Here is an 18,061-nt window from a genome sequence, read left to right as displayed (position 1 = left end):
CTCAGCGTCGCGCACTGAGCGCCTGGGTCCGTGCAAAGGTCATCTGCAGCAGCTTGGCGTCGTCACCGGCTCGGTGACGCTGAATACCCTGCTCGGCAATCATCGCTTCCTTGACGTCGCTCCACATGGCCATCTGGGCCTCGTCCAGCAAACGCCTCAAGGCTTCCAGACGGAAAGCGGGGATCATTCCGGCATGATGAAAGAGGAGTGACAGCCAGGTGTTGTCATAGCCCCAGCTGTCGCTATAGGCGATACCCACCTGATGCAGCTCATCATTCAGCCAGCGCGCCACGTGCCGCACGGGGTAGCCTTCCCGCTGCAAGCGTGCGCGGGAGATGCCATGCAACAGCTCGGCCTTGGGATCCCAATGGGTCCACTCATCAAGCGGCTGAATGAGAAAGGCACAGCAACTGCCATCAGGGCGGGCCAGCCCAACCTCGATGGGATAACTACCGCGCCCGAAACCAGACGCCTCGATATCGAGCAGAGTCGGTAACGCCACAGGCTGAGAACCTCGAAGTGACTGCCGGCCGAAACGCCGACTCGACGTTATCCGACAACGAAAACCCTTCCCGACGCCCAAACTGTCAGCGGCGGTCAGGGTAGCCTGAACCGCCGCTCGCATCGGCCTTACCGGGACCCGCGCGCAACCCGTGGTCGCGCTAGATCACCCTAGTGTCGCTGCTGGCCTTCTGCTTTGTCCAGCGAAGCGGTAGCGACATCGTCTCCACCGTCGCTTGTCGCCGGAGCCTGGCCGGGGCGGGCCAAGGATGCCCAGTAGTCAGCGCGCTCCCGATCAACGGGCAGCGACAGCTCTCCATGGCGGTAGGCCCGCTCAAGACGCGCGGCGGCCAGCGCATGACCGGCCTCGCCGGCTCTGGCGTACCAGGTGACGGCATGGTCGTGACGGGCGGGATACAGGGCGCACCCATTCTCATGGATTTGCCCGGCCTGATACTGGGCGCGAGCGTCTCCGCCGTGAGCGGCCTGAAGCACATAGCGGGCGCCACGTGCCTTGTCTTGGGGAGCCCGTGACCGGTGAAACAGCATGTGCCCATAAAGGGATAGAGCCGCCGGATGGCCGGCGTCCGCACAACGCTGAAACAGACGCATGGTCAGCCTCTGGGTTCGCGGCGAGCGGGGCAGCCAGCGGGTATGAAACAACTGCTGGGCCAGACGATACTCGAGCCGCGTCTTCAGTGACGATGCCTGCTGCATGGCAACAACCTTGAATCCAAAGCGTGGAAGTCGGACCGGACACCTCCTGTGTCACGGGCGCTCTTCTGGTTCAATCTGCGGTGCCACGGACTCCTCCGGGGCAACGGGTTGGCAAGCATACGCCTGGCCCGAAGAGGACTCAACCCCTGAGGGTGGCGACGTATATCGGGCAAAGGTAACATTTCGGTGCTATGCAGCATTCACCGTTCGGTCGTGCCATTGTGCACGCACCGACACAAGGAGCTCCCATGCAGACCCGCCCTCTCGGCACTACCGGTATCGACGTCAGCCGCATTTGTCTTGGCACCATGACCTTCGGCGAACAGAACACGGAAGCAGAAGCCCACGCCCAGCTCGACCGAGCCGTGGCCTTTGGGGTCAATTTCATCGACGCCGCCGAGATGTACCCGGTGCCACCCAAGGCCGAGACACAGGGGCTGACCGAGTCCTACATCGGCTCCTGGTTGAAGGGCCGCCAGAGCCGCGATGACGTGGTGATTGCCACCAAGGCCGCAGGCCCCGGTATCAGCCATATCCGCGGCGGCCCTCGCCTGGACCGCCAGCACCTGCACGAGGCGATCGATGGCAGCCTGTCGCGGCTGAACACGGACTACGTCGATCTCTACCAGCTGCACTGGCCTGATCGCTCCACCAACTTCTTCGGCCGCCTGGGATACACCCACGACGAGGACGAGCAGGCCACCGCTTTAGAGGAAACGCTGTCAGCCCTGAAAGAACTGGTCGACGCGGGCAAGGTACGTGCCATTGGCGTGTCCAACGAGACGCCCTGGGGGGTGATGCGCTGTCTTAAGCTGGCTGACACTCTCGGCGTACCCAGGGTGGCATCGATCCAGAACCCCTACAGCCTGCTCAACCGCACCTTCGAAGTCGGGCTGGCGGAGATTGCCCAGCGCGAGCAGGTGGGCCTGCTGGCCTACTCTCCCTTGGCCTTCGGCGTGCTGACGGGCAAGTACTTGAACGGCGCTCGCCCCGAGGGAGCACGCCTGACGCTGTGGGACCGTTTCAGCCGCTACAGCTCCGAACAGGCCACGGCCGCCACCGAAGCCTACGTGGCGCTGGCACGCGAGCACGGCCTCGACCCGGGCCAGATGGCACTGGCCTACGTCAACTCCCGCTCCTTCCTGACCAGCAACATCATCGGCGCCACCACCATGGATCAGCTGGAGAGCAACCTGGCCTCGGAGGCACTGACACTGTCGGAAGAAGTGCTGGAGGGCATCGAGGCGATCCACCAGCGGATCCCGAACCCTAGCCCCTGATCAAGGCCTAGGCTTTGTCGTGAGCTGCGACTTTCCTTCGACACACCATTGGCGCACGCCCTTGCCATGACGTCCCAGGCATAAGGGCGTGAGCCAGCTAGCCTGATACTCTGGCCTTATCTGCATCATAGCCCCGGCCTTCGCCGGGGCTTGATACACTACCCCTCTTTGATTGACGGCCTATAACGACCCCAGGAGCCCGCCCATGCTGAGCGTGATCTCACCTGCCAAAACGCTGGATTTCGAGACCCCGGCCACCACTGCCACCTGGACGGAGCCCGACTATCTCGAGCATTCTCGCGAATTGATCGACATCCTGCGGGACTACAGCCCGGCCAGGATCTCGGAGCTGATGGGAGTCAGTGACAAGATCGCTGGCCTCAATGCAGCGCGCTTTGGTCAGTGGCAGACACCCTTCACGCCGGACAACGCCAAGGTCGCGGCCCAAGCCTTTCAGGGCGACGTTTATGTCGGCTTGCAGGCAGACACCTTCAGCGATGACGACAATGCCTTCGCTCAGGAGCATCTGCGGATTCTGTCTGGTCTCTATGGCCTGTTGCGCCCGCTCGACCTGATTCAGCCCTATCGACTGGAAATGGGCACTCGGCTTGCCAACGAGCGCGGCAAGGACCTCTATGCGTTCTGGAAGCCACTGCTGACCGCCGAGCTGGATGCCGCAGTCACGCGCAGTGGCTCCCCGGTGCTGGTCAACCTGGCCTCCAACGAGTACTTCAAGGCCATCGACGCCAAGACCCTCAACGCAGACGTGGTCACACCGGTGTTCAAGGACTGGAAAAACGATCGGTACAAGATCATCAGTTTCTACGCCAAGAAGGCACGTGGCTTGATGGCCGCCTGGATGATTCAGCAGCGCCTGGATGACAAGGAAGGCCTCAAGGACTTCAACGTGGCCGGCTACCGTTTCAGCGCCGCCGAATCCGAGGGCAACACCCTGGTGTTCACCCGCGACACCCCCGCCTGAGGCAGCGGCCGAAGCGCCGGGGCCCGGCATGACAAGCCCTCTTCCGGGAGGGCTTACCGGATCTTTTTTCAAGGGCCCAGTTTCAGGGGCTGTTTTCCGCCCCCTCTCTACCAAGGCACTGTCTTTAAAGCCCTGTCTTCAAAGCCCTGTCTTCAAAGCCCTGTCTTCAAAGCCCTGTCTTCAAGAGACTCTAGTCACCATCCTCGGTTCAAGGTCCTCAGCTCCGGATTCTCAGGTCCCGAGTCGCAGCGGCCGCGACGCCCTGGGTCGCAGCAATTCACGATGCACCTCACGAAAGGCCTGGTCATCGCAGCGCTCGAGCCACTCGTAGGCGACCATGTCAGCGCTGACCAAGTGGGCGCCGGCCTGACGGGCCCGCTCGCCGGCAAGTCTCGCCTCCTCCCCGCGCCGGCTGACGCAACCCTCGACCAGCCAGAATACCTCGACCCCCTGCTTCAACAGTCCGAGCGCCGTTTGCAGCACACAGATATGGGCCTCGGCTCCGGCGATCACCACCTGACGCGGCGTTGCCGCCTCAAGGGCTTGCGCCACCTCGCGTTCTCGACAGGCGTTGAAGTGGCTCTTGGTAAACCAGCGCGCGCTCTGTGGCAGGGCGCACGTCAGGCGCGGCTCCGTCGTCCCCAGCCCCTGGGGGTATTGCTCGGTCACCCACACCGGAACCTCCAGGCGCTCCGCCACGGCTGCCAGCCAGCCAATTTCGGTGATCGCCTGGTCGCCCCTCGCCACCACCGGCATCAAGGCCGTCTGTACGTCGACCACCAGTAGTAGACTATCGCTACGCTCGATCAGCATACTCTCTCCTCGCCTTTTCGTTGTACACGGCTTCCCGCGACGCTCGTTATCGCTAGAATGGACGAGCGACTCACCGGTGACCACCAGGGACACCGGTAAAGACAGGCCAACGCAGGCCGAATTATGGAGATGTCTAGATGCGTCACCTTCTCGTGATGATTCTTGTCGGCGTGATGGGCTTCGGCCTCGCCGTCGACAGCGCCGATGCCCGTCGCCTGGGCGGCGGCAAGAGTGTCGGCTCCTTCTCGCGTCAGGCCAGCCCCAGCGCCACCCAGACGCAAAACACGGCGCGTCCGAACGCGGCACCCACCGCGGGCAAGAAGAGCGGCCTGATGGGAGGCATGCTAGGCGGCCTGCTGGCCGGCAGCCTGCTCGGCGCACTGTTCTTCGGCGGTGCCTTCGATGGGCTTGGCATGGTCGATATCCTGCTGATGGCGGGCCTCGCCTTCCTGGCGTTCAAGTTGCTGGCCCGGCGTCGTTCGGCAACGGCATCGGCCGGAGGTGGCGGACATGGCATGCAGCGCGAGCAGGCCCCCTCTTCTCCGTTCCAGATGCCCGGCAGCTCCGGTACTTCCGGTGCCGCCTTCGGCGGTCCTCAGGGCGACCCAGAGTGGTTCGACCGTGAGCGCTTCCTCGGTGGTGCCAAGGAGCACTTCATGACCCTGCAGCGGGCCTGGGACAACAACGACCTCCCGCGCATCCAGGAGTACGTGACACCGGAGCTCTACAACCTGCTGCGCGAGCAGCGCGCCAGCGAGCCGGCCAACAACCAGACCGAGATCGTGCGTCTGTTTGCGGAACTCGGTGGGGTGCAGGAACTGGGCACCCAGGCCGAAGCCCGCGTGCTGTTCCATGGAGTGCTCAACGAAAACGGCACCGAAACAGAGTTCAACGAAACCTGGCACCTGGTGCGCGAAATGCGTGACGATGCCCCCTGGTACGTGCAGGGCATCGAACAAAACGCCTGACGGCAGTCTGTGCTACCCGCTGCCGGCAAGCGGTCGACGCTTATCGGCAGCGAACGCAAAAGGGGCCGAGATCCTAGGATCTCGGCCCCTTTTTCTTCATTTGCCGCGTGAAGGGTAGAGCTGTTCGAGCAACTCCGCACTATTCAGCTGAAGGCTGGCGGCGTGAGTCGGCATTTGGTGCCTAGCCGAGACAGGGCCCCAGGCGACAGCGCAGCGGCGTCAGACAGATTACTGCGCGGCCTTGTCGGTGGCCTGCTCAACTTCATCGCCGGCCTCTTCGACCGTCTCACCGGCGCTGTCCGCCATCTGGTCGGCCTCTTGCTCGGCCTCTGCGGCAGCCTCATCCATGGCCTGATCCGCATCGTCAGCAGCGTCAGCCATGCTGGCAGCGGCCTCGTCAGCTTCCTGCTCGGCCTCGGCGGCGGCGCTATCCATGGCCTGTTCCGCGTCGTCAGCGGTTTCCGCCATGCTGGCGGCGGCCTCGTCGGCTTCCTGCTCGGCTTCGGCGGCGGCGTTATCCATGGCCTGTTCCGCGTCGTCAGCGGTTTCCGCCATGCCCTCTGCGGCCTCATCCATGGCCTGCTCGGCATCCGCTGCAAGCTCCTGCGCCTGCTCCTCGACGGCTTCGCGAGTGTCATCCACCTTGGCGCCAGCTTCCTCGGCTGCATCATCCTCGCAACCGGCCATGACCAACATCAACGACGAAATAGCAGCAGCCAGGGCCAGGCGACGAAACGTTCCTTGCTTCATGTAACACCTCCAGGGAATGATGAGTATGAACTCCCCATTTACATTAGAAGCCTGGGCGCGTCTTGGCTAGCCCTCTCCTTGCGCGTATTCCGCAAAGACCGTGCAGTTTCCAAGGAAACGACGCCACTGCAGCGACAGGCGGGCACATGCCAGCATGCACCCGCCAACCCTCAGCTTACTCGATCACGACCCGCGCATTGCGCGGCTGAATCGGGCGGTTGTTGTCATCGCCGATGGCCTGAGCAAAGGCAGTCATCTGGTCGGAGGACAGCGACTGCGGCGCTTTCATCACCAACCAGCGAACACCTTCGGTACAAGGAGGGGTGGTCAGCGAACCATTCAGACGAAAATATTCCTGGTCCTCCGGTAGCACCTGGGCGAAGTCAATGCCGCCATCTATTTCCGCCGTATCTCCGGCACTACTGGGCAAACTCGCCACAAGCCCGTCAAACACGGCATTTTGCTCACCTTCTTCGAACATCACGGACACGACTGCCAGATCTCCCTCCTTGTTGGCATGTACCAAGTGCGCCTCCAGCGGGAACTGGCGTCCATCCACCGTGTGCTCAGACGGCGCATGGAAATGCATCTGCAACAAGGTATAGACGTCACCATCCAGCGTCAGGGTATTGTCCTGAGAAGAGGCCACCTGAACCGTGTGGCCATTGTTGACCACCGCAGCCCCAGGCTGGCCATAGGAGAGCTCAAGCGGTGCCAGCGCCGCATCAACACCATAGGCGATATCCACCGGCGATTGGTTATGGCCCAGCCCGCACATCTCGTAACTGTTACTAAGTTCCGCCCAATGAGCCGGTCCGGTCTCACCCTGGTAGGACCAGTGAGGCGCTTCGGTGGCTGCCAGCGCGCTGCAGGTGAAAAGTGCGCAGCTAAGAAAGCTGGTGACCTTCAACAGAGTCATTTTCGTCATCCTTGTCCAACAAAAAAGAAAAGAGCCTGCCCCATAGGGCAGGCTCTTTATCCTACTGATCGTTGAAGGTCTCATGTGACCGATTGGCATACCAGCGTTGGCTGTATATCGCTAAAGCAAAGACTGCTCAATCGATCACCAGCTCGGCCGGCTGGTCGGCGAACACTGGCATCAATGCCGACTCGTCTGAGACAAGGCTCTTACCTAAAACGATGTATCGACAGGCTTAGTTGGTCGCGTCCTCGGCAGACTCTTCCATCTCCTCGCCCATCTCTTCCATGGATTCGCCGGCATCTTCCACCGCCTGATCCATCTCTTCACCGGCCTGCTCCGCGGGTCCTTCCTCTTCGCAGGCTGCCAGGCCACCGGCCATCATGGCGATCACGAAAGCCATACCAAAACGACGCATCATGCTGTTCTTCATGACATCTCCTTGTACAACATTGGTCGAAGTTCACTATCACCCTAGCGTGCCAATGTGACACTGGCTAGGGGGCGAGCGCCCCGCCAGCGGAGCAGTTGCTCGGGAACTAAGTAAAATTGACACTGCGTGGCTTCATTTCGTCAGCCACATCAGAACGGATACTGTCGGGGCTCACGCTGAACGCTGACCCATTGCACGGTGGTCATCTCCTCCAGCACCCAGTCACCATTGAAGCGGCCGATGCCCGAGTTCTTCTCGCCACCGAAGGGCATATGAGGCTCGTCATTCACCGGCATGTCATTGACATGCACCATGCCGGAGTCGATCTGCCGGGCGACGCGTTCGCCGCGCTCCAGGGAGCCGCTGAAGACGGCTGCGGAAAGGCCGTACTCGGTCGCATTGGCGATACGTACGGCGTCGTCTTCACCATGGGCCTTGATGATCCCGGCGACTGGCCCGAAGATCTCATTGCAGGCCATGTCCATCTGTTCGCTGACGTCGCGAAATACCCAAGGCCGTAGACAGGGCCCTTCCAAAGACCCCTCAAGGGCCACCTTGGCCCCCGACTGCCGAGCCTTGTGCACGACCTCTTTCAAGCTCTCGAGCTGTTGCTCATTGATGATCGGACCAATGACCGTGTCGGCCTCGGCAGGGTCTCCGACCTTGAGCCCCTTGACCCGCTCGACAAAGCGCTCCACGAACTCATCGTAGATGGTGGCATCGACAATCAGCCGATTGATCGCAATGCAGATCTGCCCCTGGTGCATGAACTTGCCCACCACGGCGGCTCTGACCGCCTGGTCAATGTCTGCATCATCGAGTACGACAAAGGGGCTATTACCGCCCAGCTCCAGCGCCACCGGCTTGATGAAGCGACCGCCCACAGCGCCCTTGGCAATCTGCCGTCCGACTTCCGTTGAACCCGTAAAGGAAATGAGCTTGGCCAACCGATGCTCGACGATGGGCGTCCCCAACTCACTGCCAGAGCCCACCACAACACTGAGCAGCCCGGCCGGCAGGCCAGCCTCTTCATACAGCCGAGCCAATAACAGTCCACCGGTCAACGGCGTGTCGCTGGCAGGCTTCAGCACCACGGCATTACCCAAGGCCAACGCCGGCCCGATGGTGCGCTGGGTCAAGTGAAAGGGAAAGTTCCAGGGACTGATGACGCCGATGACGCCCAGTGGCTTGCGATAAACGCGATGTTCCTTGCCCGGCACGCTGGACGCGGCCATCGATCCTTGCACGCGGGTCGCCATGGCGGCGGCTTCCAGCGACATTTCCCGGGCATTGTTCCATTCAAGTTCCGCCTTGATGCGGGTACTCCCGGACTCGCGAACCAACCATTCGATCAACTCGTCCTTACGCGCCTCGAGACGCTCGGCCACCTTTCTCAGTACGGCTGCCCGCTCGATGGCACTGGTGGCAGACCACTGCTGCTGGGCCTGTTGCGCGGTCTCGAACGCCCGATCCACATCATGACGATCCGCCTGGACGATCTTGATCAACGACGTCTGATGATAGGGATCGTACACTTCCAGTGCCTTTCCAGATCCCCCGTCTCGCCATTCCCCGGCGATGGGCTGCAACTGCAAATCCTTGAGGCTCCACATACCGACTCCCTCCGTTTTGCACAACGTCCGTTTTGCGCAGCTCTCGCGTCGCGCAGCTCATGGGTCGCACAGCTTTATGTCGCAAAGCTTTCGTTGCGAACAACTTTCGTACAACTATCGTCACAGAATCCTAGACAGCTCGCCGATCCCTCGCAAGGGGGCGAACAGTGACATTTTGTACCGCTCCGCCGTCTCTTCAGTGCCGCAGGTGGGTCATGCCAGCCTCGATGCCTACCTCTCGCGGCCACCACTGAATCTCGCCAAACGCACGTCTCATACCCCGGTCCACGGATAGGCCGATCCCATGCTTGCGATCATCATGATGTTCGAAACGGTATATAAGCGGCGAAAAAGCTGACCTCTATCAGCAGCGCTGAATCGTGACAGCCATAGACTGACGGGGACAGGTACGTACAAAGCCGCTTTTCAAGCCTCCTCCGTGGCACGCCTAACCAGGGAGCTGGAGGAGGTTTCGCAGGTTGCTTTTTGTCTTTCTATCTCTTGTCTGGAGGCCTCTGATGGCGGTTACCAATCTTGCTGAACTCGATGCCCTGGTGGAACGGGTCAAGGCCGCGCAGCGCGTCTTTGCCAGCTTCTCCCAGGAGCAGGTCGACACGATCTTTCGAGCGGCGTCGCTTGCTGCCAACCACGCTCGAATTCCGCTGGCCCGCCAGGCGGTGGAAGAAACCGCCATGGGCGTGCTCGAAGACAAGGTGATCAAGAACCACTTTGCCTCGGAGTTCATCTACAACAAGTACAAGGACGACAAGACCTGCGGTGTGATCGCCGCCCACGACGAGGCCGGCACCATGACCATCGCCGAGCCGGTGGGTCTGATCTGCGGCATCGTGCCCACCACCAACCCGACCTCCACCGCCATCTTCAAGGCGCTGATTTCGCTGAAGACCCGCAACGGCATCATCTTCTCGCCCCACCCCAGGGCCCGTCACTGCACCAATGCAGCGGCCAGGCTGGTGCTGGAGGCAGCGGTGGCGGCAGGGGCGCCCAAGGACATCATCGGCTGGATCGACCAGCCTTCGGTGGAACTCTCGGAAGCCCTGATGCAGCACGAAGGCATCAACCTGATCCTGGCCACCGGTGGACCCGGCATGGTCAAGGCGGCCTACTCCTCCGGCAAGCCGGCCATTGGCGTGGGCGCCGGCAACGTGCCGGTGATCATCGATGAGACCGCCGACATCAAGCGGGCGGTCGCCTCGGTGCTGATGTCGAAGACCTTCGACAATGGCGTGGTGTGTGCCTCGGAGCAGGCGGTGATCGTGCTGGACGAGGTCTACAGCGAGGTACGTGAGCGCTTTGCTTCCCACAACGCCTATCTGCTGTCGCCCGCCGAAGCCGACCAGGTGCGTCAGATCCTGCTGAAGAATGGCCACCTCAACGCTGCCATCGTCGGCCAGTCGGCGGTCACCATCGCCGGGCTTGCCGGCATCCAGGTGCCCGCCGATACCAAGATCCTGATCGGCGAGGGCCCGCGGGTCGATATCGACGACGCTTTCGCCCACGAGAAGCTGTCGCCGACCCTTGGCATGTACCGCGCCAGCTCCTTCGAGGACGCCGTGGACCAGGCTTGCACCATGGTCGAATTCGGCGGCATCGGCCACACCTCGGGCCTGTACACCGACCAGGACACCCAAAAGGAGCGCATTCGCTACTTTGGCGACCGTCTCAAGACCGCGCGCATCCTGATCAACATCCCCACCTCCCACGGTGGCATCGGTGACATGTACAACTTCGACATGGCGCCGTCGCTGACGCTGGGCTGCGGCTCCTGGGGTGGCAACTCCATCTCGGAGAACGTCGGTCCCAAGCACCTGATCAACACCAAGACGGTGGCCAACCGGGCGGAAAACATGCTGTGGCACAAGCTCCCCGAGTCGATCTACTTCCGTCGCGGCAGCCTGTCGGTGGCCCTGACCGACCTCAAGGACAAGCAGCGAGCTTTCATCGTCACCGACCGTTTCCTGTTCAACAACGGCTACGTCGATGAACTGACCGCACTGCTCAAGGCCCAGGGCATGGAGGTCCACACCTTCTATGACGTCGAGGCCGACCCCACCCTGTCCATCGTCGACAAGGGCGCCGAGGCCATGGCCAGCTTCCAGCCAGATGTGATCCTGGCCCTCGGTGGCGGCTCACCGATGGACGCCGCCAAGATCATGTGGGTCAAGTACGAGCACCCGGAGGTACACTTCGAGGAGCTGGCCATGCGCTTCATGGATATCAGAAAGCGCATCTACCAGTTCCCCACCATGGGGGAGAAGGCCAGCCTGGTGTGCATTCCGACCACTTCGGGCACCGGCTCCGAGGTGACCCCCTTCGCGGTGGTCACCGACGACAAGACCGGCATCAAGTACCCGCTGGCGGACTATCAACTAACCCCGAACATGGCCATCATCGACGCCAACCTGGTGATGAAGATGCCCAAGTCGCTGACCGCCTTCGGCGGCTACGACGCGGTGACCCACGCGCTGGAAGCCTACGTCTCGGTGCTGGCCAATGAATTCTCCGATGGCCAGGCGCTGCAGGCGCTGAAGCTGCTCAAGCAGTACCTGCCGGTCAGCTACCGTGAAGGCGAGCGCAACGCCGTCGCTCGCGAGAAGGTGCATAGCGCCGCCAGCATCGCCGGCATGGCCTTCGCCAACGCCTTCCTGGGCGTGTGTCACTCCATGGCCCACAAGCTCGGCGCGGTGTTCCACCTGCCCCATGGTCTGGCCAATGCGCTGCTGATCACCAACGTGGTGCGCTTCAACGCCAACGACAACCCGACCAAGCAGACGGCGTTCTCACAGTACGACCGGCCCAAGGCGCGCTGTCGCTATGCCGGAGTCGCCGATCACCTGGGACTGTCACAGGCCGGAGACCGCACCGCCCAGAAGGTCGAGCGGCTGATCAACTGGCTCGACGAGCTCAAGCGCGACCTGGATATCCCCGCCTCGATCAAGGACGCAGGGATAGCCGAAGCGGATTTCCTGGCCAAGCTCGATGAAGTCGCGGAAGAAGCCTTCGATGACCAGTGCACCGGCGCCAACCCGCGCTACCCCTTGATCAGCGAACTCAAGGAAGTGCTGCGGGCCTCCTACTACGGTGAGGTCTACGTGGAGGGTGAGACCTTCGCCGGCACCACCGTGATCAAGAAGCGCGAGGAGCCCAAGGCCGACGCAGAGGTCCCCAGTGCACCTGCCTCCAAGAATCAGGCAGCCAAGGCACCGGCACGCAAGGCGAGAAAGGCCAAGGCCGACGCCTGAGGAAGCGCGGAGTAAACGTAGCGAGCGATGGCAGATCGGCGACTGCCGGAACGGAAAGACCGGAGTTTACAAGTGGTTAAATGAGGATCTTGAGTACCGCCAGCAGCCGAGATGTCGAGCGCAGTAATTTATGCAGTGTTTCCCTGAGGACGGCAACCACGCTCGACGACAAGGCGTCGTCGAGCGCCGCTACCAGCGCGCCCCGCGAGAGCCGTCTCGCGGGGCGCGCTCATGTAGTGTGGCCCCCAGGGCCGCATCAAAAGCGGGGTGTGGCGCCCGTCCATCGAGGATCGTACTTCTGCATCTCCGCCACGTCGTTGCGTGAACGAATGCCGCAATGACGATAGTTATCCGCCAGTCGCGCCAATGCCTCGCGGTCCAGCTCCACCCCCAGCCCAGGAGCATCTGGTATCGCCACACTACCGCGATCAAAGGCGATCTTGCCTCCGACGATCACTTCTTCTTCCTGCCACGGGTAGTGGGTATCACAGGCATAGGACAGGTTATCGATCGCGGCAGCGGCATGGGCCATGGCCATCAGGCTGATGCCAAGATGCGAATTCGACTGCATCGACAGGCCCAACCCCCAGGTCTCGCAGATCCTGGCCAGATCTCGAGTGGCCTGCAGCCCACCCCAGTAGTGATGATCCGAGAGAATCACATCCACCGATCCCTTGCGCAGCGCCTCGGGCAGATCAAAGAAACCGATAACGCACATGTTGGTGGCCAGCGGAATGTCCGACACCTGGTTGACCTCCGCCATGGCATCCTTGCCCGGTGCGGGGTCTTCCAGATACTGAAGTAGCCCTGTCATTTCCGGAAGCCAACGCTTCGTTGTCTCTGCTGACCAGTTACCATTAGGGTCGATGCGCAGCGGATAGCCGGGGAACGCCTCAGCCAGAGCCCTCATCGCCTCAAGTTCCTGCTGAGGTTTAAAGACGCCAGCCTTCAGCTTGATCGACTGAAAGCCGTACTGGTCGATCATCTGCCGCGCGCAGCGGACCACATCTGCCGGCGTTAGCACCTCTCCCCAGCGGTCTTGCCAGGGGTCCTCGGTGAAGCCATGCCGTTCGTACTTGTAGAAAAGATACGCACTGAAGGGCACCGCATCGCGCACCTTACCGCCGAGCAGGTCACAGACACTGCGTCCCGTCAGCTTGCCAACAGCATCCAGAAAGGCCACCTCAAAGGCAGCAAAGACCCGTGGCACAGTGGTGGACTGGTTAGTCCCTGGCGCCAGCTCGATCCCACCTTCCGTCACCGTCTCACCGACGGTCTGGCGGACCGTCTCCAGCAGTCTGTTGCAGTGAAAGACATCGAGCCCCACCAACAGCGGGGCGACCTTGTTGAGCTGTGACAGCGTCTGCTCGTCTCCATACGACTCGGAGATGCCACACACACCACTCTCCGTCACCACCTCGATGATGGACCTGAGCGCCCAGGGTTCATGAATACCGCTGGCATTCAGCAAGGGTGGATCGCGAAAGGCGATAGGGGTCACGACCACCGACGTAATAACAGACATCTTGTGCCTCCTGCACGAAAAGAGCCCTGCGGCAGGAGCACAGCGGTCACCGCAGGGGAGTGCCACGATGCATCGGCGATGCCCACATCGAAGGACGCTAAGACCACCGGCGCAATACATCATACATATGATAAAACTAGTCGGTGTCATCGAGCCGGGCAATACCCTCTTCGCCCTCGTCGACTAAAGAATGACACAGGAGTCCAGCGCGCCATCGGCGGCGGCGCGAAGGTTCCATGCCCCGCTTTCTCGATGTCATTGATGATCTGAGCAAGCGCTGAAGACATCAGCAGAGCGCAATGAGGCGCCAGGCGAGCGAAGCGTGGAAGCCGGTGCCTAAGCGGTATAGGTGAGGCATTCGGGAAGCGCGCAACGCAACGAATCTTCCGCGCAGACACGACGGCAGTACTTTCCTAATTGTGTGCCAAATCAGCATCTACACACGCCTGACTCCGCCTCGAATATCGTCAAACAATCTTATATATCCCCTTGAATTAGCGTCCTTTATCCCATGATCAATGGCTGAATCGACAGCGTATAAACCTTAGTCGAATCCCCATTGACCGCCTACACAGCCTCTACTAGCTTGCGGTTATGTTCACGTGAACATCATAGGTCGCAATGAAAGTCCGACCAGCACTAATGACCGCCTCATCATGACCTCACAGCATGGGAAACGTCGTGATGATTCGTGCACCTAGCCACGCAAATAACAACACAGGATCTCACCATGGCCGCCACTCTCCACACCCGCTGCCTCACGCTGTCAGCTGCACTCACAACCCTTGTTGTTTCGGGCTCTGCCCTGGCGCAGGAGCCGCTGAAGATAGGCATGTCCTTTCAAGAATTGAACAATCAGTACTTTGTGACGATGCAGGAATCCCTGGAGCAGGCTGCCTCGAGCATGGGCGCGGAACTGATCATCACCGATGCCCGCCATGATGTGGCCAAGCAGGTGAACGACGTCGAGGATATGGTGCAGCGAGGGATCGATATTCTGCTGCTCAATCCCACCGACTCCGTGGGCGTCGAAACCGCGGTGATTTCAGCACAGCAGGCGGGCGTCACCGTCGTCGCCATTGATGCCCAGGCCAATGGCCCCACCGATGGTTTTGTCGGATCCAAGAACTACGACGCGGGTTACAAGGCGTGTGACTACCTGGCAACAGAACTCGGCGGTGAAGGCCAGGTGGCGCTGCTGGACGGCATTCCCGTGGTCCCCATCCTGCAGCGCATCGAAGGGTGCACCGCAGCCTTGGGTGAACACCCGGGTATCGAGATCATCGACAAGCAGAATGGCCGTCAGGAGCGCACCCATGCCATGACGGTCACCGAAAACCTGATCCAGGCCCACCCCGACCTCGACGGTATCTTCAGCGTCAATGATATCGGAGCGCTGGGCGCGCTGATCGCCATTGACTCGAGCGGCAACGATATCAAGCTCGTCAGCGTCGACGGCCATCCCGAAGCGGTTGCCGAAATCCAGAAAGCGGATTCCTCCTTCATCGCCACCTCTGCCCAGTATCCCCGTGACATGGTCCGCCTCGGCCTTGGACTGGGTCTCGCCAAGCACTGGGGAGCCAGCACCGCCCCCGAAGAAATCCCGATCGATGTCGAGCTGATCGATCGCAGCCTGGCGGGCGACTTCCACTGGTAACCCCCGGCGCAGCGCCCCTGCGGCGCTGCCGTAACTGGCGTGCAGGATCGACCCAAACCGCTCGCTCCTGCTCCCATCGTCTTCTCATCGAGCACAGGTGCATGCCAGGGCGTCCGCCCTCGGCGTCACCGGGAACGCCTCATGACGCCACTCCTGTCACTGCGACATATTTCGAAATCCTTTCCCGGGGTCCGTGCCCTGGACGACGTGTCACTCGACATCCATGCCGGTGAAGTCCTGGCCTTGCTTGGCGAAAACGGTGCGGGAAAGTCGACCTTGATGAAGATCCTGTGTGGCATTCACCAGCCGGATCAGGGTGACATCGTCATCGACGGCAGCGTGCGACACTTTTCAGGCTATCAGGATGCACTGAACGCAGGGGTCGGGATCATCTTCCAGGAATTCAGCCTGATTCCGGACCTCGATGCTGTCGATAACATCTTTCTCGGTCGCGAACTCAAGAATCGGCTTGGTCTGAGAGATCGCCGTGCCATGGTGGAGAAGGCTGGCGCGTTGTTTCGTCGCCTCAAGGTATCCATCCCCCTGGACTGCCCGATTTCCGAGCTCAGCATTGCCGATCAGCAATTTATCGAAATTGCCAAGGCACTGTCGCTGGATGCGCGAATACTGGTCCTCGACGAGCCCACCGCCACCCTGACACCCAGCGAGGCAGACCACCTCTTCGACATCATGCGAGAGCTTCGCGCCCAGGGGGTGGGAATGGCCTTTATTTCCCACCACATGGAGGAAATCTTCGCCATCTGCGACCGGGTCACCGTGCTCCGGGATGGGCAGAAGATCGACGATGTGACGGTGGCCGACACTAGCGTGGACGACCTGATCGAATTGATGGTCGGCCGTCGGGTCGAGAACATTTTTCCCGCCCCACGCTGCGATGCGGATTTTGCCCAGGTCGTGCTGGATGTGCAGTCGCTGAAGCTGATGCCGGACGGCCCCGACCACCGACTCCAGCTTCACCGGGGCGAAATCCTGGGCTTCGCCGGGCTCGTTGGCTCCGGTCGCACGGAGTTCGCCCTGGGCTTGCTGGGAGCAACCCGCCCAGCCCATGCCGCCATCATGCTGGAGGGACGACAGGTCACCTTCGATCACCCGGCCACCGCCCTGGATCACGGCATCGGTCTGCTGCCGGAAAGCCGCAAGACCCAGGGACTCATTCTGCCCTTCTCCTGTCGCGACAACATCAGCCTCAACAACCTGGCGCGGTTTCGCGGCGCTACCCGCCTGCTGCGCCACCGCGATGAGGCCAGTGCAGCCTCCCGACTGATGCAAAGCGTCAAGGTCAAGGCGCCCAGCATCGAGACCGAGACCGGCCACCTGAGTGGCGGCAACCAGCAGAAGGTGGTCATCGCCCGCTGGCTGGGCCATCAGTGCAAGGTGCTGATCTTCGACGAGCCCACCCGCGGCATCGATGTGGGCGCCAAGTCCGAGATCTACGCCCTGATGAAGGCGCTCACCGCCGAGGGGGTCTCGATCATCATGATTTCCTCTGAACTGCCCGAAATTCTCGGCTTGTGCGACCGCGCTGCCGTGTTTTACCAGGGCGCCATTTCCACCGTCCTGAGCGGAGCGCAGCTCGATGCGCCCACCATCATGCACCACGCCACTGGAGGACTCAGCGCATGAGCCAGCCCGTCTCCTCTCACGACATGCCGACGGCAGCAACGCCCAGCTGGTACTCCCGTCTACGTCGTACTCCCGTGTTCTACCCCTTGATCGGCTTTGCCGTGGTCTTCCTCGCCATGGCCGTCATCAATGACAACTTTCTGACCTCCAACAACCTGTTCAACCTGGCACGTCAGGCCTCGATCATTGCCATTCTGGCGGCTGGCATGAGCCTCGCCATCCTGACCGGCGGCATCGACCTGTCGGTGGGCCCGGTGATGGCGCTGTCCGGCACCCTCATGGCGGGCCTGATGGTGGCGGGCGTACCGCCCAGTCTGGCCATTCTTCTCGGCCTGCTGATCGGCGCCGCCTTTGGCGCCATCAACGGACTGTTCGTGGCCTTTGCCGGCATGCCGCCGATCATCGTCACCCTGGCCACCATGGGCATTGCCCGGGGTCTGGCCCTGATCTACACCGGGGGCTACCCGATCTCCGGGCTGCCCCAGGAATTTTCCTTCTTCGGCCGGGGCGCCATCGCAGGACTGGAGATGCCCATTCTGGTCATGCTCGTCGTCTTCGCCATCGGCTATGTGCTGCTGTCCCACACCGCCACCGGGCGCTACCTCTATGCCATCGGTGGTAACGAGGAAGCCGCCCGCCTGTCCGGTATCCGCGTCTCGCGCTACAAGCTGCTGGTGTACACCCTGAGCGGCACCACCGCCGCCATCGCCGGACTGATTCTTACCTCGCGCCTGATGAGCGGGCAGCCCAATGCCGGCGTCGGCTTCGAACTGGACGCCATCGCCGCGGTGGTACTTGGGGGTGCGGCCATCACCGGAGGGCGGGGCATGATTCTCGGCACCCTGGTCGGCGCCATGCTGCTGGGGGTCCTCAACAACGGCCTCAATCTGATGGGGGTATCCCCCTACCTGCAGAACGTCATCAAGGGCGGGATCATCCTGCTCGCCATCTACATCAGCCGCAAGCGAACGCCTTGACGCTGCCCAGCGCCACTAC

Annotated in this window: 15 protein-coding genes; 7 read left to right on the top strand and 8 right to left on the bottom strand. The window is 61.6% G+C overall.

All coding sequences use genetic code 11. The features are described from left to right. Position 1 precedes the first annotated feature (1 nt). Positions 2-502: a hypothetical protein gene (locus tag KUV45_RS19850; protein ID WP_206940507.1), complete on the bottom strand. Its 501-nt coding sequence runs from the start codon at positions 500-502 to the stop codon at positions 2-4. Positions 503-672: 170 nt separating this feature from the next. Then, positions 673-1,218: a tetratricopeptide repeat protein gene (locus tag KUV45_RS19845; RefSeq protein WP_224852123.1), complete on the bottom strand. Its 546-nt coding sequence runs from the start codon at positions 1,216-1,218 to the stop codon at positions 673-675. Between the two features lie 248 nt (positions 1,219-1,466). On the opposite strand from KUV45_RS19845, the gene KUV45_RS19840 reads away from it, so the two are divergent. Then, positions 1,467-2,498, top strand: a complete 1,032-nt coding sequence (locus KUV45_RS19840) for an NADP(H)-dependent aldo-keto reductase (protein ID WP_206940509.1) — start codon at positions 1,467-1,469, stop codon at positions 2,496-2,498. A gap of 205 nt (positions 2,499-2,703) precedes the next feature. Further along, positions 2,704-3,480: a peroxide stress protein YaaA gene (gene yaaA / locus KUV45_RS19835; RefSeq protein ID WP_222164005.1), complete on the top strand. Its 777-nt coding sequence runs from the start codon at positions 2,704-2,706 to the stop codon at positions 3,478-3,480. A gap of 231 nt (positions 3,481-3,711) precedes the next feature. Here the strand turns inward: yaaA and KUV45_RS19830 are convergent, their stop codons facing one another. Further along, positions 3,712-4,293, bottom strand: coding sequence for an isochorismatase family protein (locus KUV45_RS19830; RefSeq protein WP_222164004.1), 582 nt, complete (start codon positions 4,291-4,293; stop codon positions 3,712-3,714). A gap of 137 nt (positions 4,294-4,430) precedes the next feature. Between KUV45_RS19830 and KUV45_RS19825 the strand changes: the two genes are divergently transcribed. Then, the gene (locus KUV45_RS19825; protein ID WP_222164003.1) at positions 4,431-5,261 is read left to right on the top strand and encodes a Tim44 domain-containing protein; all 831 of its coding nucleotides are present in this window, start codon (positions 4,431-4,433) and stop codon (positions 5,259-5,261) included. Positions 5,262-5,489: 228 nt separating this feature from the next. Here the strand turns inward: KUV45_RS19825 and KUV45_RS19820 are convergent, their stop codons facing one another. The 4 genes from KUV45_RS19820 to KUV45_RS19805 all read right to left on the bottom strand — a co-directional run bounded on the left by KUV45_RS19820 (position 5,490) and on the right by KUV45_RS19805 (position 8,976). Continuing rightward, positions 5,490-6,011 carry a hypothetical protein gene (locus tag KUV45_RS19820; protein ID WP_222164002.1) on the bottom strand — a complete coding sequence of 174 codons (522 nt, stop codon included), beginning with the start codon at positions 6,009-6,011 and terminating at the stop codon, positions 5,490-5,492. A 175-nt stretch (positions 6,012-6,186) separates the two neighbouring features. Beyond that, positions 6,187-6,930 (bottom strand): carbonic anhydrase, encoded by a 744-nt coding sequence (locus KUV45_RS19815; protein WP_222164001.1) that lies wholly within the window; start codon positions 6,928-6,930, stop codon positions 6,187-6,189. A 235-nt stretch (positions 6,931-7,165) separates the two neighbouring features. Then, positions 7,166-7,363: a hypothetical protein gene (locus KUV45_RS19810; RefSeq protein ID WP_206940522.1), complete on the bottom strand. Its 198-nt coding sequence runs from the start codon at positions 7,361-7,363 to the stop codon at positions 7,166-7,168. 149 nt (positions 7,364-7,512) lie between these two features. Next, positions 7,513-8,976 (bottom strand): aldehyde dehydrogenase family protein, encoded by a 1,464-nt coding sequence (locus KUV45_RS19805; RefSeq protein WP_222164000.1) that lies wholly within the window; start codon positions 8,974-8,976, stop codon positions 7,513-7,515. A 518-nt stretch (positions 8,977-9,494) separates the two neighbouring features. On the opposite strand from KUV45_RS19805, the gene adhE reads away from it, so the two are divergent. Further along, the gene (gene adhE, locus KUV45_RS19800; protein WP_222163999.1) at positions 9,495-12,239 is read left to right on the top strand and encodes a bifunctional acetaldehyde-CoA/alcohol dehydrogenase; all 2,745 of its coding nucleotides are present in this window, start codon (positions 9,495-9,497) and stop codon (positions 12,237-12,239) included. A 256-nt stretch (positions 12,240-12,495) separates the two neighbouring features. On the opposite strand, the gene KUV45_RS19795 is transcribed toward adhE, so the two are convergent. After that, positions 12,496-13,764, bottom strand: coding sequence for a glucarate dehydratase family protein (locus tag KUV45_RS19795; RefSeq protein WP_222163998.1), 1,269 nt, complete (start codon positions 13,762-13,764; stop codon positions 12,496-12,498). Positions 13,765-14,494: 730 nt separating this feature from the next. Here KUV45_RS19795 and KUV45_RS19790 point away from each other — a divergent pair. From KUV45_RS19790 to KUV45_RS19780, 3 genes are all read left to right on the top strand, one after another. Further along, entirely contained in the window at positions 14,495-15,421 is a 927-nt protein-coding gene (locus tag KUV45_RS19790; RefSeq protein ID WP_222163997.1) for an ABC transporter substrate-binding protein, read from the top strand. A gap of 141 nt (positions 15,422-15,562) precedes the next feature. Continuing rightward, a complete protein-coding gene (locus KUV45_RS19785) occupies positions 15,563-17,065 on the top strand; it encodes a sugar ABC transporter ATP-binding protein (RefSeq protein WP_222163996.1) in 1,503 nt (500 codons plus the stop codon). Beyond that, positions 17,062-18,042: an ABC transporter permease gene (locus tag KUV45_RS19780; protein ID WP_222163995.1), complete on the top strand. Its 981-nt coding sequence runs from the start codon at positions 17,062-17,064 to the stop codon at positions 18,040-18,042. The genes KUV45_RS19785 and KUV45_RS19780 overlap by 4 nt, the downstream gene beginning before the upstream one ends. The last annotated feature ends 19 nt before the right edge of the window (positions 18,043-18,061 follow it).

It is taken from the genome of Halomonas sp. DP3Y7-2 (assembly GCF_019800795.1).
Lineage (GTDB): Bacteria > Pseudomonadota > Gammaproteobacteria > Pseudomonadales > Halomonadaceae > Halomonas > Halomonas litopenaei_A.
Note: the sequence above shows the minus strand (reverse complement) of the source record. Positions and strands in the feature narration are given on the sequence as shown.